This window comes from Paenibacillus sp. FSL K6-1330, assembly GCF_037976825.1.
Lineage (GTDB): Bacteria > Bacillota > Bacilli > Paenibacillales > Paenibacillaceae > Paenibacillus_AQ.
The window spans coordinates 3,641,817-3,665,070 of sequence record NZ_CP150269.1 but is presented as its reverse complement, the minus strand read 5'-3'; the positions used below and the strand labels follow the sequence as shown (position 1 = coordinate 3,665,070).

Annotated in this window: 15 protein-coding genes and 1 pseudogene; 4 read left to right on the top strand and 12 right to left on the bottom strand. The window is 48.3% G+C overall.

The window, feature by feature from the left end; translation table 11 throughout:
* Positions 1-5: 5 nt before the first annotated feature.
* The 7 genes from NYE54_RS16570 to NYE54_RS16540 all read right to left on the bottom strand — a co-directional run bounded on the left by NYE54_RS16570 (position 6) and on the right by NYE54_RS16540 (position 12,448).
* Positions 6-2,018 (bottom strand): DUF4965 domain-containing protein, encoded by a 2,013-nt coding sequence (locus tag NYE54_RS16570; RefSeq protein ID WP_339273285.1) that lies wholly within the window; start codon positions 2,016-2,018, stop codon positions 6-8.
* A 173-nt stretch (positions 2,019-2,191) separates the two neighbouring features.
* A complete protein-coding gene (locus NYE54_RS16565) occupies positions 2,192-3,850 on the bottom strand; it encodes an extracellular solute-binding protein (protein WP_339273283.1) in 1,659 nt (552 codons plus the stop codon).
* A 72-nt stretch (positions 3,851-3,922) separates the two neighbouring features.
* The gene (locus tag NYE54_RS16560) at positions 3,923-4,819 is read right to left on the bottom strand and encodes a carbohydrate ABC transporter permease (RefSeq protein WP_098744571.1); all 897 of its coding nucleotides are present in this window, start codon (positions 4,817-4,819) and stop codon (positions 3,923-3,925) included.
* Positions 4,820-4,831: 12 nt separating this feature from the next.
* Complete coding sequence (locus NYE54_RS16555) at positions 4,832-5,758, bottom strand: ABC transporter permease subunit (protein WP_098744568.1); 927 nt, start codon at positions 5,756-5,758, stop codon at positions 4,832-4,834.
* A gap of 47 nt (positions 5,759-5,805) precedes the next feature.
* Positions 5,806-8,877 carry a glycoside hydrolase family 38 C-terminal domain-containing protein gene (locus NYE54_RS16550; RefSeq protein ID WP_339273282.1) on the bottom strand — a complete coding sequence of 1,024 codons (3,072 nt, stop codon included), beginning with the start codon at positions 8,875-8,877 and terminating at the stop codon, positions 5,806-5,808.
* 23 nt (positions 8,878-8,900) lie between these two features.
* Positions 8,901-11,135: a hypothetical protein gene (locus tag NYE54_RS16545; RefSeq protein ID WP_339273281.1), complete on the bottom strand. Its 2,235-nt coding sequence runs from the start codon at positions 11,133-11,135 to the stop codon at positions 8,901-8,903.
* Positions 11,136-11,299: 164 nt separating this feature from the next.
* Complete coding sequence (locus NYE54_RS16540; RefSeq protein WP_339273279.1) at positions 11,300-12,448, bottom strand: GntR family transcriptional regulator; 1,149 nt, start codon at positions 12,446-12,448, stop codon at positions 11,300-11,302.
* Positions 12,449-12,764: 316 nt separating this feature from the next.
* Here NYE54_RS16540 and NYE54_RS16535 point away from each other — a divergent pair, with 316 nt between their 5' ends.
* The 4 genes from NYE54_RS16535 (at position 12,765) to NYE54_RS16520 (ending at position 19,280) form a co-directional block, all read left to right on the top strand.
* On the top strand, positions 12,765-14,819 hold the full coding sequence (locus tag NYE54_RS16535) for a GxGYxYP domain-containing protein (RefSeq protein WP_339273278.1): 2,055 nt from the start codon (positions 12,765-12,767) through the stop codon (positions 14,817-14,819).
* Between the two features lie 653 nt (positions 14,820-15,472).
* Positions 15,473-16,558, top strand: coding sequence for an endospore germination permease (locus NYE54_RS16530; RefSeq protein WP_339273277.1), 1,086 nt, complete (start codon positions 15,473-15,475; stop codon positions 16,556-16,558).
* A gap of 3 nt (positions 16,559-16,561) precedes the next feature.
* Positions 16,562-18,091 (top strand): spore germination protein, encoded by a 1,530-nt coding sequence (locus NYE54_RS16525; RefSeq protein ID WP_339273275.1) that lies wholly within the window; start codon positions 16,562-16,564, stop codon positions 18,089-18,091.
* On the top strand, positions 18,060-19,280 hold the full coding sequence (locus NYE54_RS16520; protein ID WP_339273273.1) for a Ger(x)C family spore germination protein: 1,221 nt from the start codon (positions 18,060-18,062) through the stop codon (positions 19,278-19,280). The genes NYE54_RS16525 and NYE54_RS16520 overlap by 32 nt, the downstream gene beginning before the upstream one ends.
* Before the next feature lie 145 nt (positions 19,281-19,425).
* On the opposite strand, the gene NYE54_RS16515 is transcribed toward NYE54_RS16520, so the two are convergent.
* The 5 genes and pseudogenes from NYE54_RS16515 to NYE54_RS16495 all read right to left on the bottom strand — a co-directional run bounded on the left by NYE54_RS16515 (position 19,426) and on the right by NYE54_RS16495 (position 22,955).
* Positions 19,426-19,593, bottom strand: a complete 168-nt coding sequence (locus NYE54_RS16515; protein ID WP_339273272.1) for a hypothetical protein — start codon at positions 19,591-19,593, stop codon at positions 19,426-19,428.
* Between the two features lie 95 nt (positions 19,594-19,688).
* Positions 19,689-20,543, bottom strand: coding sequence for a protein phosphatase 2C domain-containing protein (locus NYE54_RS16510; protein ID WP_339273270.1), 855 nt, complete (start codon positions 20,541-20,543; stop codon positions 19,689-19,691).
* 31 nt (positions 20,544-20,574) lie between these two features.
* Positions 20,575-21,287, bottom strand: a pseudogene (locus NYE54_RS16505) (DUF4184 family protein).
* 171 nt (positions 21,288-21,458) lie between these two features.
* Positions 21,459-22,451, bottom strand: a complete 993-nt coding sequence (locus NYE54_RS16500; protein WP_076323447.1) for an LLM class flavin-dependent oxidoreductase — start codon at positions 22,449-22,451, stop codon at positions 21,459-21,461.
* A 21-nt stretch (positions 22,452-22,472) separates the two neighbouring features.
* Complete coding sequence (locus NYE54_RS16495; RefSeq protein WP_339273269.1) at positions 22,473-22,955, bottom strand: Rrf2 family transcriptional regulator; 483 nt, start codon at positions 22,953-22,955, stop codon at positions 22,473-22,475.
* Positions 22,956-23,254: the final 299 nt, after the last annotated feature.

Genomic DNA, 23,254 nt, shown 5'->3' with positions numbered 1-23,254 from the left:
TCTTTTCACGAATTTAATCCAGACCGGGACATCAGCAATTGGATGAAAAATCCACCGACGACGGAGCGGTTCTGGAAATTCATCTGCTTTCCGCTCATCGTGTCATACCAATCGGTCACCGGAACGCGAGCAGCGGTTTCATTCATGAAATCCCATAAGGGCGCAATCATGGCTTCAAACTGGGATTGGGTAGCACTCATGGAGGCACACCATACGAGCCAATCCGCTTTTGTATACGTATCACGGCTATCCAGCGGAAGACCGTAACGATTTTGTTTCTGCTTATAATATTCCAGCTCTTGAGCTGCAACTTCTTTTGGAAACAGGTTTAATTCCAGCAGACGATCCCATACCAGATTGTATTTCATGCTCCAGGAATCGTTGGCACTGTCAAACGTAAGTTTATAATGGTCTCCTGCATCGGCCATGGACATCCACTCATTTGCCATATTTCGTGCGGCTGCAGGATAAGAGGCTCCTTCCTGCAAGCCCAGCTGGTCACACATGTACGAATACGCAGCAATGCCCAGGATCGCTTTAATGGACAAATTCGCATTATGCGCCAAATGTCCGGCAAAATCATCCGTGCACAGCTGATTTTCCGGATCGAGCCCATGCTGCAGTAAATACCCCGCCCATGCGGTAAGAGGCTCCCAGTGTTCCCGGGCAAAATCCGTATTCCCTTCATACTTGCACACCGCAGCAGCCATCAAGAGCATATTCCCGCATTCCTCAATCGGCATCTGGTATTCCAGCTTATTCTCGCCATACACCTGACCGTTAGCTTTGGGGTACGTTCCCACGTCATGAGGCGCAAAGTCAAACGGCCAATCAGGGCTCATGGCATACTTATAAATCGGGCGCATCATACCCTTGACCAGTTCAGGATTGTATCTTAAGAACAGCGGAATCGACGGGTAACTGACATCGACCGTAGCGATGCATCCGTTACTGAAATTCTCCTTGGAAAAAAACAACACATGCCCCGCTTCATCTGCAACTAATTTATGCGCGGCTATCGCCTGTCGATACGTCAATGCCAAGATATCCCGGTATTGTTCGCCGCCTGCGGCAAGGCTCTCCGCCATCAGCTCGCGATTGAAGCTCTCGCATAACTGCATGATGTCTTCATATTGGGCGGCGGACTGTAACAGCATATCGTGGAACGTCAATCCGTTTCGCTTCCAGTAAGCATCCAGCGGCTGGTTAAAATATTCGATGGCATGAATATCGTCATACGCAAGCATCAGATACTCGGATACCCATTCTTCTCGTACCTGGCCTAGATCGATTTCGACTGCCATAACAGGAGTATGATTGGATACGGCCCTCGGCTTCTGCGGATCGTCTTCGGACGGTAACAGACCGGATCCGACATACGACTCCCGGCTCGCTACAGAATGAATCACCGTCTGAATCCGTTCCGTACGGGGAACCGCCAGAACCATATACCCCCAATCGATTCGAGTATCATCTCCGGCACGCTGCAGGATGGGCTGTTCGACAGTACCCATCGACATCATATTCAATTGTCCATCGATTACGCGATGCTCCCAGGTCACTTGCTGATCCGGTGTATGCACGCACCACTCGCCTGTGACATCGAAGTAGATCTTTACATCATGTTCACGCCCATCCATCGAACGAACCTGAACAGTCACATAGGTTACAGGCCGGGATAACAGATCAAGATCATCCAGTAATAAAGGCGTGGTGAACTTAACCTGAAGCTCAATGCCTTCCCCTTGAAACGTATAACGGGTGGTTACCGGTTCAACTGTCAGATCGGTTTGTTGAAGAATTTCGAGCTCGGGACGGTCTGTTGAACCCGCTGTTGCTGCCTTCCCCATAAATCGTCTAGGCATGCCATCGATGATCGCAAGGCCGACCATGCCTTGGATCTTGTTCGTCCAATGACGGGTATGATCATCGTAGAGATGATCCGCAGCCGACCATACGCTGAAATAAGGATCTACGGTCACCAGCGGAACGGATGGAGGTCTGAATTTTGTTATCATTTAACTTCAACTCCTTCATGTTTTGTTAATTCTTGATAATCCCTTCCATCTCCTTGCGGTTTGGAAACTTTAGAAACTATGGCAAGGAGAGCACAAAAGGCTCCGCCCCCTTGGTTGCCAAGGTGCTGCGAAACCTTTCGTATTAAACAGGGCTCCCTTGATGATGGAAGTCATCAGTTCGGCATCTGAACGGTTACCACGTCTTTCCCCTTCAGATTTTCGTTCGTGAACTGCATCGCTTTCTCATATCCGGTCTTGCGGAGCTGTTCTCGTAGTTCATTAATGATGCTCATCGCCGCTTCATCCGATTTGGCGAATACCGCTTCCTTCCAGGCATCCCCCATTCGATCCATCGATGGCTTCAGCATTTCCCATTCCGGCGCCTTCGTGATAACATCGCCCGGGTTATAGGCGGTAATCACGTGAATGCCGTTCGGTCGGAGGATTTTGCGGGCATTCTCCATGGCGTCAAGCCGTTCCTGTTCGGCCCAGATGTCTCCGCCAGCTACCGAATTGATGCGATCAAGACCCGTTAGTGATTCCAGGCCGATGCTGATGCCTTCGTTCTTGCGCAGCTTCATGTTGGTGTCCGTGCTGAATTTGTCAAACCATTCCTGGTTGGCAACCGGCTTGCCATCTTTCATGTCCCAGTGAACGCCCTGAACTCCATATCTGGCCAGCATGAAGCCTTCGTCCGAGGCCATGAAGTCCAGGAACTTCAGCGCTGCGTCAACGCAAGCGCCTTTACAGTTCTTCGTGATCGCCGTCACGTTGTTGCCTTGGATTCCGAGATCAACCGGCCTGTCCGGCTCGACGTCAGCGCGCTCCAATGGGCCTAGAGGAATGTACTCGCTTCCAGGATGCGAAGCGGCATACTCCTTGGAGGCATCCAGAATGGCCGGATAGTGTGCGGCGAGGATGGCGATGCGGCCTTGGTTGATTTTTTCCTTGGCGATCGGGTCTGTCTGGGTAAAGGCTTCCGGGTCCAGCAGCCCTTCTTCAACCAGCTTCCGATAAAACAGGGTGTATTCTTCATAGCCTTTAGTAAAAAAGTCACGCTCAACCGTGCCATCGCCCTTGTCTACATAGCTTGCACCCGAGTAGAACATGGTGTTACCGATGCCAACAGCCCAGCCGTTACTGAAACCGCCCAGCGGAAAGACCGGCTGGCCGTTCTCTTGCAGGTTGGCATCCTTGATTTTTTTGAGGAAGTTGTAGAAATCGTCCTTCGTGACAACGGATTGCGGATCGACGCCAACTTTCTCGGCGATGTCTTTGCGCACGTAGAAGCCATAGAGCCAATCCATGCCGTCTTCGTTTGTGGCCGGCTGATTTTGCAGCATCAAATATTTTTTGCCTTCGTAAGCATCAATCGCTTTCTCATATAATGCCGGCGGCACATTTTCTTCCGCGATGGATTTGGACAGGTTCGGATAATCCTTTAGCTTGTCCGATATATCCACCAATTGTCCCTCTTTAGCTGCCTTAATGATGCCATCCAATTCTCCGCCCCAGGCTGGCCCTGTATAAATATCCGGCAAATCCTGCGTGGCGAAGATCTGGTTTACCTTCTCCGTCTCACTGCCTTTCGTATATTCCCATTCGAGAGTAACGCCGGTTTTCTCCTTGATGACTTCCTCCACGGGCGTCATGGCATCCGAACCGTTTGAACCATTCCAATTGTGCAGTATTTTGAGTTTGTATGAATTCTCTCCTTCTGCCCCTTCTCCGTTATCTCCGTTCCCTGATGAATTCGTGCAGCTGATCAGCAAACCTCCAACCATGATGGACACGAGCAATGCGGATACGCCTTTCGACCAAATCCTCTTCAAACCTATCGCCTCCTGGAATATGGATATCAATGATCTTGGTAAAGCTTTAGACAAATTCCGGGTCAGGATGACCTAACCTTTAACCGAACCGATCATAACCCCCTTTACGAAATATCGTTGTAAGAACGGATAAATGCACAAGATCGGAAAGACCGTAATGACAAGCAAGGCCATCCGGAGTGATTCCGGAGTAGCACCAGCGCCGCTGGTTCCGCCAATCGTCTGCCCGCCCTGCTGCGCGGCTCGCTGCATCGAATTGGACAGTGCCTCAGCTTCCGTAAGCATTTCTTGCAAGAGGGTCTGCACCGGGATCAAGTCTTTGTTGGATACGTAGTAAGCACCTGAGAACCAATCATTCCAATGGGCCACCCCGATGAACAGGGAGATGGTGGCAAGCACCGGTCCCGAAAGCGGCAGTATAATCCGCACGAAGATTTGAAAATCGCCATACCCGTCAATGCGAGCAGACTCTTCCAGTTCTTCGGGTATGCCTTGCAGAAAGGTTCGGATAATGACGATGTGCATGAAATTGAACAGCATCGGCAGAACATACACCCAGAAGCTGTTGATCAGATGCAGTTTTTGCAGCGTGATGAAGAACGGAATGAACCCGGCACTGAAAATCGTCGGCAAAAAGATGTAAAAGGTGAAAAAAGAGCGGCCCGGCAATGTCTTTTTGGAAAGTGCATAGGCCATGAGCGTACTCAGCACAACATGAAGGAATGTCCCCAGCACGGTGCGCATGAGCGTAATTTGGTACGCCTTCCAGATGCGGGCATTATCGAATACCTGCGCGTAGTTCTCCAGCGTGAATTTACGGGGCAAAAAATAAATCGCCCCCATCATCGAATCCTTTCCGTCGTTAAGGGAATACGCCAAAATGTAAATAAACGGATAGATCATGGAAAATCCGATGATAGCGAGAACGGTATAATTGAACACCGAGAATAAAGACCATTTACGTTTCATAACGTCACCTCCTTAGAACAGGGATACATCACTGACTTTGCGGGCGATGCGATTAACGGTCAGAACCAGGATGAGCCCGATGATGCTTTGGAATAGCCCGACCGCAGCGGCGTAACTAAGACGACCTTCCCGGATACCTGAATTGATGGCATGCACGTCCAGTACGCTGCCCATGCTGGCAGTTGCAGGTCCATTCAGGAGAAGCAGCTGTTCATACCCGGCGCTCATCAGATTCCCTACGGCGAGAATAAATAAGATGATGGCGACATTGCGGATACCTGGAAGTGTCACATGCCACATCTGCTTGAAACGTCCTGCGCCATCTATCTTGGCAGCTTCGTAAAGCTGCTGATCAATACCCGCAATGGCGGCCATGAAGATAATCGAATTCCAGCCGATATTCTTCCAGATGTCAGACCCGACAATCATCTGATAGAACCAGGTAGGGTTGTTCAGGAACTGAATCGATTCAGCTCCAAATGACCCCAGCAAGTCATTGACCGGACCGCCATATGGAGTCAGTAAACGCTGCATGAGCGTGACAACCACAATCCAGGATACGAAATAAGGTAAATAAGAAAGAGTCTGAATCGTCTTCTTGAATTTCATCTTCCGCACTTCATTTAACAGGAGCGCAAGAACGATCGGCATCGGAAATCCAATCAGCAGCTTCATGAGACTGATGATGACTGTGTTGCGAATGATGTCACCAGATTGATAGTAATTGAAGAATTGTTCAAAATACTTAAATCCTGCCCAGGGACTCCCGGTAAATCCGCCAACGAAGGTATAGTCCCTGAAAGCAACTTGAATTCCGTATAAGGGCACGTAAGAGAACAGAAAAAACCAGACGATGCCTGGCAGCATGAACAAGTAAAAGAGCTTGTGCTGCCAGATTCGTTTCATGAATCGGTTGTTTGTTAATCGTGACTTGCTCACATTCCCACCTCTCCTTTCAGTGGGGCGGATTGACCGCCCCGGTTACATTAACGGAATCTCAAACGCAGCGTGATGATTTCAAACGGCGTGAAGGAAAGCGCAATTGTGTTGGATGTTTTGTCAATCGGCAGTGCGGTAAGGATGTTTTCCATCAGATCCGTAGTCCAGGCTTCGACCACTTCAAATCCGAAATGGAGTGTCGTGCCCGCATGTGTTCCCGAAGTTTCGTACAGACGAACCATGATGTCGTCGCCATCCTCGGCTTTCTTGACGGATTCCACCATAATGTTCGCATGATCCGGTCTCAGAAATGCTTGAGATGACGGTAGCTCTCCTGTCTCTTGATTAGGCATGGAAGGCAAGGACACCGTACGAAGCGGGATATTCAGCTCATTGCCTCGTCGATAGATTTCGGCTTGCACATGGCTCCCTTGATGCGGATATAACGAATATGTGAATCGGTGCGCCGCTCGGTCCGCATCCGGATCCGGATAAGAGCTGCTGCGGAGCAAATGCAGATCCAGCACGTTATGGATCGCCCGATGGCCATATTTGCAATCATTGAGCAGCGCGACACCATAATCCGGCTCCGATAAGTCAACCCATTGATGAGCACAAATCTCGTCCTTCGCAAAATCCCACATCGTATTGCGGTGAGTCGGCCTGCTCAAGCTGCCGAACTGAATCTCGCATTGAACCTGATCCGTGCGTATATTGACCGGGAACGAGGTTCTTAGCATCTTGCCATTCTCTCTCCAATCGACGGCCGTCTCGAAATCGATGCGCCGGCTTCCCTCCGTCAGTACAACGGTCTGCGTCAGCGTAGATTCACCATAAGCGTATTCGAAAACCAGCCCGTTTCGCGGTCCGTCCCGTAGCTCCTGAATATGAAGGAGATTTAACGGCTTGCCCGGATTCGCTGAATAGTCATGACGGAAATCCCATGCATCTCCTTCGTCATGATACACACGAAGATCGTTACCCGATTGGCCTTGCTGAATGACTTCACGAGCTACCGCCTTATCCAAGATCGATAGAATGCCTCCGTTTTGATCAAATTTCACGATCAATTTATCGTTCTCCAGGGTTCGTTCCGAAACTGTAATGTCTAATTCCGCTTCCGGTTTTTCTAGAAGCATTTCAATGCCAGATGCCACTTCATCTTCGGTTCCAGGATCGGCGACATCTGATATGATGACGTAGCCCATCGATGGAACCAACACGTTATGCCATTGTCCATTCGCGTGCAGCCACTCCCGGCGTTCCCAAGGCAGCGAATTGAAAACGACCGTCCCGGGAGAAGCTTCGGCATCGTGTGAAATGTGTTCTGCCAAATAGCGATAGGTATCGGCAATCATCGCTTCCGTTTGGGATAGCAGCTCTTCATACCGCACTAACGACTCATCGTATACCCGCTTTATTGAAGAGCCCGGAAGAATGTCGTGGAACTGATACAGCAGGACTTCTTTCCAGATCGTCTCCAGCGTCTCGGACGGGTATGTCCTGCCTAACTGGGCAGCCAGCACGGAAGCGAACTCCAACTCACGCAGCGCTTTCTCCATCTTCCGGTTGTACCGCTTGCTTCGCGCCTGACTGGTCAGAGTGCCTTGATGCTTTTCCAGATAAAGTTCACCGCGCCATGTCTGGAACGACTCGCGTTCTTCATTCAATCGCTCAAAGAACTTCCACGAGGGCTCCTGTATGACAGGGGACAGACCAAGCAGGTTCTTCTCGCGTGCCAGCCGCTCCAAATGCTCTTCACCAGGACCCCCACCGCCGTCTCCAATGCCGAAGAGCATCAGGGCATGGCTGGATACATTTTTATCTAAATATTCCCGCTCCGCTTTGGCGATGGAACGAGGGGCTGCCGGGCTGTTGTATGTATCTTCAGGCGGCATATGCGTTAATACAGCGGAGCCATCAATCCCTTCCCACAGAAAGGAATGGTGAGGGTGCCGGTTATACTCGCTCCAGGAAAGCTTCTGGGTCATCATATAATCCACGCCCGACTTCTTGAGCAGCTGTGGCAGGCTTGCGGAGTAACCGAATACGTCCGGCATCCAGAGCGATTTCATCTCCAAGCCGAATTCCTGCTGAAAATATCGCTTACCGTACAGGATCTGGCGTACCAAGGATTCACCGCCCGGCACATTGGTATCCGACTCCACCCACATGGCACCTTGCGGTTCCCATCTGCCCTCACGTACCCGCTCCTTGATCTGTTCATATAACGCGGGATAATGCAACTTCATCCAGTCGTATAGCTGGGGCTGGCTTGCGCCAAATACATACTCCGGATAGCGTTCCATCATGCGAAGCGCGGTAGAGAACGTTCTGGCGCCTTTCCGGATCGTTTCGCGGATCGGCCACAACCAAGCCAAATCGATATGCGCATGACCCACCGCGCTGATCGTTAAGACCGGATCGCCCCCCTGCAAGCTTAATTGTTTATCCAATTGCTTCTTCACTTGATTCACCAGTTCCGGCGAGAAATCCGTAAGCTGCAATGAAACGTCATAGAGCGCCTGATAGATTCTTTCTTTGCGCGCGGTTCCAGCATGGAGCTGCTCGGCAGCTTCCAAGAGCACTTCGACATCGTAATAAAGGGCTCGAATATCTTCCCGGCAGTTCGCGATGACAGCCTCTTTCAAGGTTCCTCCCTGATATTTGCCGAAGAGATCGTTATTGCCCGCATCTGCCCATACTTCAATGTCAGATCCGTTCAGGTACATGTCATGAAGCTGGACAACACGCTTGCCGGGGAGTCCTAATGAAAAATCGAATTCCGAATTCACGGTAGTCAATCCCTGGACCGGCGATCCTTCCGGATCCACCAGGCACAACTCGCCGTTGATGTCGAGTAAGAGAACGAGGTCTTCCTTACGGCTATTTTCCGGAAGGCTGCCGGTAAATCGGAACCAGGCACAGTCCCACAGGCTCCCCCATCGCTTGCCATGGACAAGCGTCATTTGCGTGCCCTTCATTCGATCCATGAACGATACGGGCTCGGGCGTAACCCATGCAGTCACTTCCAACTCGGCAACCGGCTCATATATCGCTTCCCGAAGATGGTTTAACATTTGTTTTAATCGTTCCGGCCTTATCGGTTCGTATGGCATGATGATTTGCTCCTCTCAATTGCTCAATCGGCTGCAGGTTCAGGTATGAATTTCGCTGGCTTCCAATCAACCTGGATCTCTGCATGGTTCGCGCCCCCATGTTCATACTGCAGCAGCACGGTTAGCGACTGCGGATCCCATACCCACCCAGCAGTTAAGACTTGATCCTGAATAACGTACTGGACAGATATCGGCTCTATTGGGCAATACAATCTCGCGCTTGCCTGCAGATTGGACGGCCCTCTAGCAATGAATCGGAAGCCTGATTCCGTCTGGGCAAGCTCCTCGATTCGGGAGGAAGCAGCAATGACGGATACCTTGCCGTCCGAAGGACGTCCAGCCTCAACATCATAGAGCAGCGCTTGTTGCCCTGGACTTAACGTAACCTGATCCAGAACGGATAGCTTCGAATCGAACAAGTTCACGATCGGGCCTGAGATGTTCAACGGCTCATCGGTAATCGATTCCTCCAGAACCGAAGCGATCAGATAAGGGCCGCGCTTGAGCTTGAAATAATGTTTGGAATTCAACGGTCGTTCTGCGCCGTGAAGTGCTTCCAGCGTGGCTTGAACGGCGTGCCGCAGCTGGTCTGCCCCTGCTTTGGATAGGGTGAGGTCAGTTGGATGTTGATCTAACCAGCACACGACGCCTTTTCCTGCCTGATGGATACCGTCCGCTTTCTCCTTCAGACCAAGCTGCTCAAACAAATGCTCCCGCGGCGAGTTATACTTCGGGCCAAACAGGTTATCCTTGTGGTCATTGTTCCACCATGAACGAATGCCATGATACGGGTCGCTATCATCGCCAACATAAATCAACGCCCCGCCATCCTGCACCCACTGGGCAAGAGCATTATGAATGTCCGGATACTCCGGTTTGATGAATTCATAGCTTAGAACCAGCACGCGGTAAGGATCCAAATAACCCGGATACCGCCTTACATTATCCAGCTGAAGCGGACGAACCGGTAATCCATGCTTCAGCAGCGGGAGCGACAGACCGTAAAAAGGGGAGAAATCAAGAAGCTCTGTATCTCCTTCCGCCTGAAATCCTTCAGGGTCCGTACCGTCGTATTTACCGGCATCGGGCGCTTGTGGTTCCGGCTTCATCCGCTGAAACATCGCGGAGTCGGCAATCAGAACGCCAACTTGCAAGTCATCTTCTGCCGATTCGATCACTTCCTGGTCCATGTTGCCCAGCGTGTGCATGACCTGGAGCAGCGTCGTTGCATAGTCAGACGGGATGGACTCCTTACCGGAGCCATCTTCGGATGGATAAGTTCCTTGAAAGATTCTTCGCGGCCAGGGTGAAACTTCGTAATGGGCAACTCCGGGATGCAGCAGTGAGGCGACAACGGTCTTTAAGTAGTTCTGTTTGTAATCCGCCCAAGTGTGGTTCGGGTTATCCTCGATCGGATCATGCAAAAACCACATGCGTCTGTCGGTTCCGCGAACCAGCTCCTGCATCACGCCATATTCGAGGTAAGCGGTTTCAAACGTCCGTTCCTTGCGTTGCCCTTCATACACGTTCGGCGTCCTTGATGTCCCCGTCCAGATCTGTGCAATGTACCCGTCAATGGATGGAAGCTCAACGAGGCCGGATTGCGGGCTGACAATTCGCCACTGCGTATAATTGATCAAACTATGGGTCGGAACGTAAAAGCGAAGGACTCGGCCGTAACGAGTTAGCGCGTATTCCTTCATCTCTGCACATAACCGGTCCAGCACGCGTGTGTATAAATGCGCTTTCAATTTAGAAGCTCGGTATTGTGCGTCAGGTGAAGCGTGTGGCGGAATCCATGGTTCTTTGTAATACAGAAGCCATTCCCGCTTAAACGCTTCCGAATATCCGCCATTCACCCAGAATTCGGGCTCCTCCAGATGGATGGCCTCTACACCCGCATCAACCGCAATGCGTATTCGATCCGCTAGATATCGGCCAAAGGAAATCGTTGGCACCATGTATGGAATAACCGGTCGTTTCCCATGCAGGATCATCTCACCATGACGATCGGTCTGCGCTTCATCCCAATGTGATAAGCCGTCAACCTCTCCGTCCAGGTAGTTGTTGTATGTCCCCCATGCGACTCCTGTCATCAAATGGACGATATATCCTTTTTCCTTCCATTTCTGAATGCGCTCCGGCATCGTTTCATCAATTCCGTAGACCATCACAAAGTCAGTCTGAAGATCATAGTCGGGATGATACAGAGCCGATTCCTGAAACCCGGTTCGCTCTTCTCTGCGGTCTTTTGGCACGTTCTAAACCTCCCTGCTCAGGTTAGATGTACTTTTGTTTCTTGGTTAGCCATCATTTTCTAGAATATAATATATAGTATCAATATATTCAATATGTTTTTTAGAGAGAATTAAAAAAGCCTTCTCCGTTAGTTAACGGAAAAGGCTTTTCCTTAGCGTAAATATTAAGTTTGTGGAACATGACTCGACGTTTGGCGGATCACAAGCTCAGGCTCAATCAGCAATTTGCTGTAACTCTTCACTTCTCCATGACCGCGCAATACTTCGAGCAGTTTTCCGGCTGCTTGATATCCCATATCCCATTCAAACTGCTTCACATGGGTAAATATGCTGAATTCCTCCACGATGGAAGTCGGATCGTCGAAGCTGACGATCGAAACGTCTTCCGGCACGTTAAGCCCCGCTTGCTTGGCCATTTGATAGATTTGTACGCCCAATCTCCCATTCAGCGAAATATAGGCGGTAACCATGCGGTTTCGGATATACCGGTACAGTGGATGAGCTTCGGCATCCTTGAGCACGCTCAGCGGTTTGAAATCCGTAATCATATGCGCCGGATTGATTAATGCGCCTTTGTCTTTTAAAGCATCAATGTAACCTTCGATCCGCTCCTGAACCGTGACGGTTTGAAGGGGAGAATCCGAGCATATGGCGATGTCCCGGTGTCCAAGCTCCCATAGATGTTCAACGGCAAGTCTCGTACCCCGCCTTCCATCGGCGGCAATATAGTGGGTCTCGACCCCAGGTAAATACCGATCGATCAGCACAAAAGGAAAACCGGATAGCTTCATACCCAGTATTTCCTCGTTGTAGTTCTCCTCGTCGACCGGGAAAATCAACAGCCCTTCGGCTCCGAGAGCCTTCAGCTCTTTGATGGCATCCTTTTCTTTCTCCAGCTTGCCATCGGTCAACATGATCATGCTGCGATAACCTTCGTGATTCAGTGCCTCTTGGATTCCCTCAATGAGTCTGATCGCGAAATAATCATGGATGGTGGGCATAATCACGCCAATCATGCCCGTGGCCAGTTTCCCGTCTCTTCCCCTAAGCAGCGTTGTCGATGACTGGCCAGCAGGTGAGAAGTCAGCCTCCTCTGCTACAAAACTGCCTTTACCCGGCACACGGGCAATCAATTTCTCATTCGCTAATCCGGTTAGGGCATTGGCAACGGTTATTTTACTGACATGAAACTGATCCATCAGCTCCTTTTCTGTCGGAATGCGGTCACCTGGCTTCATATTTTCTGCTGCTATGACGTGTCGGATATAGTCCTGGATTTGCTGATACAACGGAATTCGATCGTTTGCACTCATTCTAATCACATCACCAATTCATTCATGATATTTGAAATATATAATATATCCTTACACATACAAGCGCAATAAACAAGCATGAGTCGATCAACAGCCCATTACGACAAACCCTTGATATGCCTACGTTTAAATTGCCTGATTTTCAAGAATTATAGGAAGTTTTGTCGAACTACTTGTAAAAACACATTTGAATATATTAAATATGTGTTGATAAGCGTAGTGTTGACGGCTATTGGGCCGCAAAAGGAGGATCGATGTTTACGGATACACACGTTTCCATTTCTGACCATAGACCATAACAAGGAGTGAATTCGCCATGGCTCGTAGAGTCACGATTCTCTGTTTAGCTATCCTATGCGCTTTTTCATTAACGACCGGCGCAGCTTACGCTTCGGGAACGAATGCACAGTCAGCGCAACCTAACGGCTCCAAGAACCGCGAACTGCCAAACTTCAAGAAGCCTAAGCATCTGGATGTCGCAGATATTTATAATGCGCCAGGTGACATTAAATTGTTGTTAGGGACTTTGCAGGGAATCGTTAACAGGGAAGAGCCCCGAATCTATTTGATTGAATCCCAGGAAGAAGGGAAATTAACCTGGCTTGCGGATATAAAGGTGCCTTACACGCTTCATGAAGATTATTGGGACGTGTTCTCCGCTTATCGGAGCGAGGTTAAAGGCATGATTGTATATGATCCAAAAGTTCCTGATACGATTAATGTCGCCACCACGCTCGCAGGTTTGAAGAATGCGGTCGTTGCCAGTCCGGATCTGGCCGCCCAATTGTCCAAAGCCCCGCATAATTTGAAGATCCTAGACGATCTTCGCGGCAAATTCAATAACCGGCTTGATGCTTACACCTGGCAATATGAGCATCTGTGGAAGCAGACGACTCATCAGATGCTGATCGGGCTGGATCCGGATACAGCGATTCGTATTCCTTCCGGAATGCCTGAATCGTTCGTGACGATTGCCGAAGAGAAGCAACAGGTGCGGGATGCAAGCAACCGTGATACTTATAACCTCGACCTCTCCTCGCTCTTGGGAGAATCAGCGGTTTATCTGCGCTTTGATGATGCTTTCACCCAGGATGGTTGGGGACCCGCAGTACATGAAGTTACGGTCAAGGCTGACGACAAAGAGATAGCGAGATTCATTGCAGGAACCCCTGAAGAAGACTCTTATCTCTATGATCGGCAAAACTCGAAGTTCAGTGAAGGCCAAGGCGGTCACCGCTTTGCCGATAACGGCAGTTATTTTGTGTATGAATTCACTCCGCCTGCGGGAACTCAGAAACTGACCGCTGAAGTCGATATGTGGAACCAGTACAAGGTTTCGGCAGGGAATATCCGTCCTCCCTCTGCCGAGCAGCAGGAACCCTATGGCTATTTAAGAGATTACGCCGTCGCCAATAAAGCGATGGTATTCTGGCTCGATTCCAATGTACCTGAGCAAAAGGCGCTCTTCGAGAAAATTATGTCCGATGTGAAGCCGGGCACCCCTTATCTCGGCTGGTTCAGCAATGATGTGGAAGGTGAGTTCAGCTCGGTCGAGATTGCCTCCCGTTACGGCGTCTATGTGCTTGCAGCCGATTGGTTCAGCAATCTGACGGTCTTCTCGGGAACCAAGCCGGATTTCAAGCTGGCGAAAACGCCTCCTCGGCCGGCGCTTGAGAACAAAATTTACGTAACATACACCTTTACGGAAGGCGACAACTTTCAATATAACCAGCATCGCATGCGCGTCATGTGGGATGACCCGGCCAGAGGCAAGGTTCCGATAAACTGGACTTCAAGCCCACTGCTCTATGAAGGTGCCCCTGCCATATTGAATTACTATCAAAACACGGCAACGGAGAATGATTTGCTTATTGCCGGGCCTTCCGGTGCCGGTTACTTCTATCCGAGTCCATGGCCTGATGCAAGCTTCCGGGCGTTTTTGCAGCAAACCGAAAGGTATATGAGAAAGACAGGAATGACAATCCCTTATGTACTGAACCGAGTTGATAGCGAGAATGTGCCGTTGTCACCGGATAAAGCAAAAGCTTATGAGGAGGAATATAACGTACCTGGGTTATTTATTAGTTATGAAGACAAATACGGAATTGAAATTATCGGCGACAGCCTGCCCGTGTCTACGATCCGCGGGATCAGCACCGTTCAAGACGGATTGCAGGTGCTCAATGAAGCCAAAGCGAATTGGGATGGTAAGTCACCGTTGTTCGTCTCGCTCGGTATGTTAGCATGGAGTATGACTCCATCCGATGCGCTGGCCCTGACCGAACAGCTCGGGGCAGATTTCAAAGTCGTTCGCGCCGATCATTATTTCTCCTTGATCCGTGAAAGCTACAACTTGCCAAACAAGAAATGATCATTCCCGTTAAACAAGTGACAGATATTTAAGGGCATCGCAGGTCCGATTATAATTGGATCTGCGATGCTTTTGTTATGCAATAGAACTACTGCCCCAACCCTTGGTTACGGGCTTTGGAGACAATAGTTAATGATATTAAATATATTTAATTAACGTCATTAATTGACGATACTTTCGCCATTCATTGATTATATTTAATGTGATTAATCATTTTAATTAATCACATTAAATAGTTGAGGTCAACGGTATGGTTACTGGATAGAAATCATTTTCTTAGAGCAGTAAAAACCCACGACTTCATGTTCTCCATGCATCCTCTAAAAACCAGAACGGCTCCCCCCACTCCACACAATTGCCAACCCGATTTTCAATGTTTCGCTATTTAACAGACAGATGATTTCCCCTGATTATTTCTTGGGTAATCGCAAAAACCACATCCATTCGACAGGCGATCCGACTTTTCCATGAAACCGATTCGCATTCCCGGTCCCAACTTAGTAAGTAATTAATGACCTGATATCCCCTCCCCATTCTGTTCGCAGCCACATACAGGATGGTTGTACTTCTTCACCTCATACATAAAATGCGGATAATGGAGAATACTCACTGTATCGAATTAGCATGTATTCCCTCATATGGAGAGTAGTATAATGGCCACAACCAAAAAGATATCCTTGATCGATGTATATTTCATCATGCTGTTATCCTTGGGGATAACCAATCACGTAATCCTGATCCCTCTTCTTCTGCAAACCGCAGGCCGCGATGCATGGATGGGCACCCTGATGACCATGATCCTTCATATCGGCTGGGTTTACATTTTGTTTTTTATCATGAAGCGAACACACCAACAGTCTATAATCGCCTGGTTCAAAGATTCTTTTGGTCCGGTCATGGGTTGGATATTCGCCAGCATAATAACACTCTACTTTTTTTGGATGTCCATGGTGATATTAAGAGAAACGGCGACCTGGATTCATGTCACCTACTTGCCGAGAACGCCCAAAACGGTCGTCTCGCTCACCCTTATCCTTTTGTGCGTTTATGTGGCAAATAACGGTATTCGCTCGATAGCCATCATATCCGGAATCCTGCTTCCCATTGTATGGGTGTTGGGACATTTTGTAGCTGTGTCGAATCTTCAATATAAGGACTATTCATTGTTGACGCCCCTACTCGTGGAAGGATACACGCCTATGCTCAAAAGCATGATCGTAGCCGGCGGCGGGTTTATGGAGATGATCGTGCTGATCTTTCTTCAGCATCACATGAAACGAAAGATGAACTACCTCTCGATTGTCATATTATCTGTTCTTCTGGGCGGACTCACGCTGGGACCATTGATGGGAGCTATCGCCGCATTCGGACCTGTTCCCGCCATGGAATCACGCTATCCCGCATACGAACAGTGGATGCTGGTCACCATTACCAAATATATAACGCATGTTGATTTTCTGGCTTTGTACCAATGGATATCGGGCACATTAATTCGTATTTCTCTGTTCCTGTTTATTATGGCCGATGGCATATCCTTTAAAAAATCCAAGCGACGCTTCTGGTATTTGTTAGGGGTGGGTATCGCACTGTCTGTCTTCTCTTTAATTCCGGTAATCGATAGACAAATCGAGTTATTCGTTCTGGGCAAATACTCGCTGGCATTCTTAGGCTTTCTTTCCGTGCTGACGCTTTTCATTGCGATTGCAGTAGCATTTAAACCTAAAACAAACGGAGGATAGAAGATGACAAATCACAGACCTCGAAACGGTATGTTCCGCCGAAAATCGAAACAAACCAGGTTCATTCTGGACCGTGAGCCCGCATCCGACACGTTGGATGAGGAATCCCTGCGTTCCATGTTTGCCAATTCTGCGGATGTCGTCATCAAATCTTTCCCGGGAAAGCATGAAGATGGTATTCCCGTATTGCTGCTCTACAGCGAAGGCATGGTTGATTCCAAGCTGATGACCCAATATGTGCTGCCAGATCTGGAAGAAAAACTGGAACACTTCAATGATTGGGAGCCGTTAGCCAGAGAACTGGATAAATCGATGGAATGGAGCAAAATTAAACAGCCTGCCGATGTTGTAAAGTTTCTGTTTGCAGGACGAATGATACTATTTTTTTTAACAGAAAAATGCTTTTATTCCATCGATCTCGCCGCGCGTCCTAATAGACAACCTGAGGAATCCAATACGGAGGTGGCTATCAAAGGGGCGCGAGACGCTTTTACGGAGGATTTAAACATGAACGTGGCACTTGTTCGAAAACGACTTCGCACGGCCACACTCCACAATGAACAAATGATCATCGGCGATCGCAGTCAGACCAGAGTAGCGCTTCTGTATGTTTCCGATATTATACGCCCGGAGATTGTCGACGAGGCTAAAGAGCGTTTAAAAGGGATCAAAGTCGATGCTCTGGTAACCAGCGGTCAGCTGGAGGAGGCGCTTTCCGATTCTACCCTGTCCCTGTTTCCACTTATGGACTACATTGGCAGGCCGGATTTTGTCGTGGAGTGCTTGCTTAGAGGACGTTTTACCATTCTTGTGGATGGATCGCCAATGGCATTGATTGCACCATGCAACTTACTGGAATTATTAAAAACACCAGAAGATTCTTATTTCCCTTACCACTTTGTAATCTTTGAGCGACTTCTCAGGTTGTTAGGTCTATCTCTTGCCATTATGCTCCCGGGATTTTGGGTTGCCTTGACATGCTACAACATGGATCAGCTTCCCTTTCTCCTTCTTGCGACCGTCACCGTCTCCAGATTCGGGCTTCCGCTCTCCGCGCCAATGGAGATCTTATTAATGCTGGGCATGTTCGAATTATTCAGGGAGGCTGGGATCAGGCTGCCCAAAGCAGTCGGTCAAACCATTGCTGTCCTGGGCGGTCTGATTATCGGCGATGCTGCCATCCGCGCGGGCCTTACGTCACCCACCATGCTGGTTGTATCTGCAACAACCGCAGTTGCGACTTTTACATTAGTCAATCAAACACTAAGCGGGACGGTCAGCATTATTCGTCTATATGTGCTGTTATGGTCTTCCTTGCTAGGCATGCTCGGATTCTTCATCGGAATATTAAGTCTCATTGCCTACCTCTCTGTATTGGAATCCTTCGGTCTTCCGTATCTAGCTCCTCTATCACCATTAACCTACAAGGATCTGTTGAGCTCCCTCTTAAAAAAACCATGGGCTTTCAACAAAAACCGACCGGAAATGTTTCAGACGATAGATGACACATCTGAAGAAAGGGAACCTACATGAGATGACAATTTGCGTCAGAATCATAAAATTAATGTTGTTAATGGTAATTCTAAATCTGTTAACGGGTTGCTGGGACATCAAGGAAATACAAGACATGAATTACATCACAGCCATCGGCATCGATCAGGAGGACGGTAACTTCGTTGTATATACCCAAATGATGGATTTTACATCCGTAGCCAAAACCGAAACCGGAAAGGCGGAAAAGCCATCCCAGGTGTGGACTTCCAAAACAAAGGGTAAAACATTGGACATGGCGGTAAACGCCCTATACGATACCTTACAGGAACGAACCAGCTGGAGCCATATTTCCTGTATTCTACTTAGTGAGAACGTGCTGAAATCAAATGTCCTAACCAAACTGGATACCATCGGCCGGTATCAGGAGGTTCGTATGACACCTTGGGTATATGGTACAAAAGACTCCATCGATCAATTGTTTACTGTCCCTGCGTTTTTCAACCTCTCCCAATTGAATACGTTAGCTCATGAACCTACTGAGGAGTTTAAACAAAAATCCTATATCGTACCGATTCGATATTTCGATTTCATGGCGCTGATTACAGAACCAGCCAGCACGGTGTTGCTTCCTAATCTGTCGGTTGATAAAAAGACCTGGAGCTTAAACCAAAAAGATAATCCGAAATTGGTGATTAACGGAGTATTTGCTATATCTAAAGGGGTATCGAATGGACTATTCACCAATGATAAACTCACAGGCTTGCGTTGGCTGGAAACCGATACGAAACGATCTCACATCCTGTTCACGAATAAGCGCGGCGAATATGCAGGGGTCGTGGTATTAACAAATCCCAAAGTTCGCAAAGAATTAGTTATTGTTAACGGCATGCCCAAATACCGTGTTCATCTGAAGTTAAATGGAAGCGTGGATGAAGCTCTCGATGACATGACCAAGGCTGAAATCGAAATACAGGCAGCAGCGGAAGTGCGGGAGGAAATTCTAACTACGTTTAAAAACGGGGTTGCTTCAAAAACGGACCTATTCAGCTTGGAGCACCTTTTTTTTAAGAAAGATTCCCGACTTTGGAAAAAAACATATCAGTCGTCTTCCCAACCGATTGATCCAGGCGCTCTGGAATCGGTTCAAGTAAAAGTCCATCTGGAGCATGCCGGCATGAAGTTGCTGCCTCATCATAAAGGTCCGAATACCCCAAAACCAAACTCCTAATTCAGCTATAAAGGAATCCATGACAAAGGCAGCCTGTTCTAATGATCAGAACGGCTGCCTTCATATTGAAGCGTAAATTCGATATGTCATATATATGAAAGATAAATAAACGTTTATGGAGATTGGTTTATTTAAACCCATTTAGTTATACGACAACTTCAACGCCGTCTTCCTCGAACAAATCATCATACGCAACGTAGAGGCCTATAGCTGAGGCAATCAATATTAAAATGGCTGCAATAAACGCCAATTGTTTAACCGTCGCTTTTTTCGAATTTCCTTGTCTGCGTTTTCTTTGCGTTCCTTGGCCCATACTACATACCTCCCGCTTCCATGCCATTACCATAAAATATGAATTGGACATGAAAATGTTGTTAGGCAAAGTACGCTTATATCGTATTCGACCAACTATGGGTTGTTAAAGTGAAGCACCATGCCTGTTTTGTCATCGGATTTTTTGAATCTTGCATATGTTAAGCACTCAGGGTCAGCCTCTTCGATCTCTAGTAATTCAAGTGCATACTGCTCAACGCCCTTTTCGAGGATCCGCTGCGCGATATAATCCCAATAGAATCGATCACTCGGTACATCGCTCTCAGGCCAGAATAAACCATCCGTTAACAAAATTACGTGCTTTAATCGTGACCTGTTGATCTTTCCGCATTCGAGAAAGTGAACGGCATGGGCCTCCCCGTTCAGTACTCCATAACCCCCATTTATGTTACTCTGAAAGCGATTCTCCCTGATGATATCAATCACCGTCCCGTGGAGGTCTTTTTGATTGGACAATCCCTTACTCACGCCCTCCTCCCATTTTGCGATCGCCGGAGATTCTAAATGAGCGACTTGCCTCCAGGTTAACGGGCGAACCTCCCCATCTTGGTATATGGCAAGAATCATGCAGTCGCCTGTCTGTATAAATTCCACGCGATCCTCTTGAATTCGTACAAGAGCAAGAGCAGTACCCCAAAGCCCGTCTTTTTTCTCCATGTTGATATTGGCTTGCAGCATAAGTTCTCTTAGCTTTTGGTTCGCTGCCGCAGCATGCTCCGTAAGCTGTTCGACCCGGTCCAGTGATTCGAAGTAGTTCTTCACGGCTTGAGCAGCGATGTAACCTCCGGTTTCCTTCTTGTCGCTGAGGTATGGGACGATGGATGAAACCCCATCTAACACGCCATACACTGCGGCTAGCTCGTTTATGACAAGCGCATCTTCATTCAAGAAATGGATTCCCCTATGCGTGAATTGCTCAACGGTTACCATAACCATCCTCCTGTTGATCTAATTTTATTTACTAGATTTGCAATTTACGCCTTGCAGCGCTATAAAATGCAAGACACGTTATAAGCAGTGCGATTAGGAAGCTGCTGATTGCCGGAACGACAAGCTGTAATACAAACGTCATCCCTTCACCATCAACAACCGTCATCATGGCCATGAGCATAACCAGAATATAGATCACCACAAATACACACCAAAAAGGTAGAACCGGATACGAATGATCTCTTTGCGTTGATGCTACAAACAAGTGGCGATGAATCCAGCATAAGATCAGGATCAACCCAAACAGACTACTGCATGCTGACATAATTTATACACCGGAATTTGTACGGGGCCGATATGTATCAATTGGGTGAGGAAGGGAATCTGATTGACGATCCAGGCGCCCTTGTGCGTAAACTGATCCCATAGCAGATGTGTGCCAACACCTACCAATCCGACGAGAAGTACGGTAAGCCAACCCTTAAGAGAGGCCGGCAGCTTCCCTTCCCGATTCCAGCGGTAGGGGAACCCGGAAGGCAAATATGCGAATAGAACGGATCTTATCACTGCCTCGAATATAACATACAGGAACAAGATCATGGGAAGATTGAACAGCAAGATTCCAGGACCCTCGTGGCTCCATAAGCCAGCAGCTCGAAATCGGATGAAATATTCAAAATCCGGTGCCATGCAGCCAATAATGAGGGCTGACACCGGCAGCGATTTCTTCTTCCACCAAGGCATCGTGATGACGGGATGAGCGAATGTAAACGGCATAAGATCTCCTAACTGCTACGAACGATGGCAATAGCTAATTTCTTACTATTCTAACAGATTCGCTCTCGTAAGGGATGAAGATAATTTCACCTTTATAAAAAGGGATAGGCATTTGTCTATCCCTTCCCCTTTATTGAATTAAAGCAGCTCGCGTGCAAGCAGGCGATAAACCTCCAGCCGCTTTTCCTGCGAATGCGGAATGCTGCATATCATCGCTTCCTGGAATCCGTAGTGCGCTTGCTCTTCCTGTAAGCGTGCCGCGATATCCTTTACCGCTCCCACAAGATGAATCTTGCGGCCTTCCTGAATAGCCATCCGGTCGATTTCCGTTAAGGACACATTCTGAGCTTCTTCGGGCGTCAGCACCTGCGTAATCCGGCCCTTGCTCATCATCAATCGGAAAATATCCTGCGGCAGCGCTTCATACTCGGCTTCTTCCTTCGTTTCGGCCGTTGTCACCATATAGGATACGTTAATCTCAGGCTTTTCCATGAATATGGATGGTTGGTAGTTATCGCGGTAATGATCTAATATCTCGTTGCTCATCGCTCCGTTAAAGAATTGCGCGAAGGAGTACCCGACCCCCATCTGAGCCGCTTTTAAGGCACTGTTGCCGCTGGAACCGAGCAGCCACACTTCCGGCAGGGCAACTTCGGTTGGAGCAGCGGCGTTTTTAGCATACAGCTCATCTTCCGGAACCTCATCACGAAGGAGCTGCATGGTTACGGCCAGCTTATCATACATGTTATGAAGCATCAGCTGCCGCCCTTCAGACAAAGCGTACATCGCACTTGTATCACCGCCTGGCGCTCGTCCTACACCGAAATCAATCCTGCCCGGAGTAAAAGCGCTTAACGTCTTAAACACTTCCGCGAGTTTTAGGGGAGAATAATGCATCATCATGACGCCGCCGGTACCGATGCGAATCCGATCGGTTTTTGCCGCAAGCCGGGCTGCCGTCACTTCGGGTGCGGAGCTGGCAAACGTATTTCCCCCATGATGCTCGGCCATCCACATTCGGCTGTATCCCAATTCATCTGCCAGAATAGCCAGTTCTTCCGCTTTTTTCAAGGCGCCTTCCGCTGTGTTGCCGCTTGTTACGGGTGCCTGATCCAATACGCTTAGTCTCATGAAATTTCATCCCTTCCTCGGTTAGATGACCATTTTGTTGTTGATCCATTCCTCTAAAGCCGCAACCTTATCCTTAAAGCGTTCACCGCACATCTCCACTGACAGCGAAGCAATGGTCTCCCGCTTTAATACAGCCTTCCAGGAAGATTCCGCTTCCGCCATTAAATCGGATAACAGACAGCAGCTCTCTTCTTTTTCCAAATCCAGCATGTCTACCAGAATTCCGTTGCATGAATAGAGGGACTGCTGTCCTTCCACCGCGAGGTATACGTCGTATACACGGATATCCTCCGGTTTCTTTTTTAATCTAAAACCGCCCTTGATACCGGGTACTGATGTGATGATGTCTGCTGTTACCAGCTTCCTCAACAGTTTCTGAAAATAGGTTGCCGATGTACCCAACTGCTGGCTAATCGCTTCCCCGGGCAGTACCGCCTTGTCCGGCAGCATATTCAATAGAACCAGGGCATACACCGACTGTTCCACGCCGGTTTTCATATGCATCTAACAGCACCTCAATTCACGAAAATATCAGTTCGTTCGTTATCTAAACTACATACGCATCTATCCATTCACGACTAAAGCAGATAAACAATATCCACGTTATATCTTATATGAATTCGAACCGAATGTAAAATCATTGCCAATCTGATGCAATGAGAAAAACAACCAATCTATATCCAAGTGCCAAGTCATTAGTTCATATGATGAAATAAACGCCTCTAACTCAAGGTCTCATAAAATAAAAAAGTCGCGCTAAGCGCGACTTTCAGGCTGTTCTGTTATTCCATGTATATTTCGCT

Coding starts and splice junctions, on each gene's coding strand:
- NYE54_RS16570 (WP_339273285.1), bottom strand. CDS start 2,018: ATGATAACAAAATTCAGACCTCCATCCGTTCCGCTGGTGACCGTAGAT.
- NYE54_RS16560 (WP_098744571.1), bottom strand. CDS start 4,819: ATGAAACGTAAATGGTCTTTATTCTCGGTGTTCAATTATACCGTTCTC.
- NYE54_RS16550 (WP_339273282.1), bottom strand. CDS start 8,877: ATGCCATACGAACCGATAAGGCCGGAACGATTAAAACAAATGTTAAAC.
- NYE54_RS16540 (WP_339273279.1), bottom strand. CDS start 12,448: ATGAGTGCAAACGATCGAATTCCGTTGTATCAGCAAATCCAGGACTAT.
- NYE54_RS16535 (WP_339273278.1), top strand. CDS start 12,765: ATGGCTCGTAGAGTCACGATTCTCTGTTTAGCTATCCTATGCGCTTTT.
- NYE54_RS16530 (WP_339273277.1), top strand. CDS start 15,473: ATGGCCACAACCAAAAAGATATCCTTGATCGATGTATATTTCATCATG.
- NYE54_RS16525 (WP_339273275.1), top strand. CDS start 16,562: ATGACAAATCACAGACCTCGAAACGGTATGTTCCGCCGAAAATCGAAA.
- NYE54_RS16520 (WP_339273273.1), top strand. CDS start 18,060: ATGACACATCTGAAGAAAGGGAACCTACATGAGATGACAATTTGCGTC.
- NYE54_RS16515 (WP_339273272.1), bottom strand. CDS start 19,593: ATGGGCCAAGGAACGCAAAGAAAACGCAGACAAGGAAATTCGAAAAAA.
- NYE54_RS16510 (WP_339273270.1), bottom strand. CDS start 20,543: ATGGTAACCGTTGAGCAATTCACGCATAGGGGAATCCATTTCTTGAAT.
- NYE54_RS16500 (WP_076323447.1), bottom strand. CDS start 22,451: ATGAGACTAAGCGTATTGGATCAGGCACCCGTAACAAGCGGCAACACA.
- NYE54_RS16495 (WP_339273269.1), bottom strand. CDS start 22,955: ATGCATATGAAAACCGGCGTGGAACAGTCGGTGTATGCCCTGGTTCTA.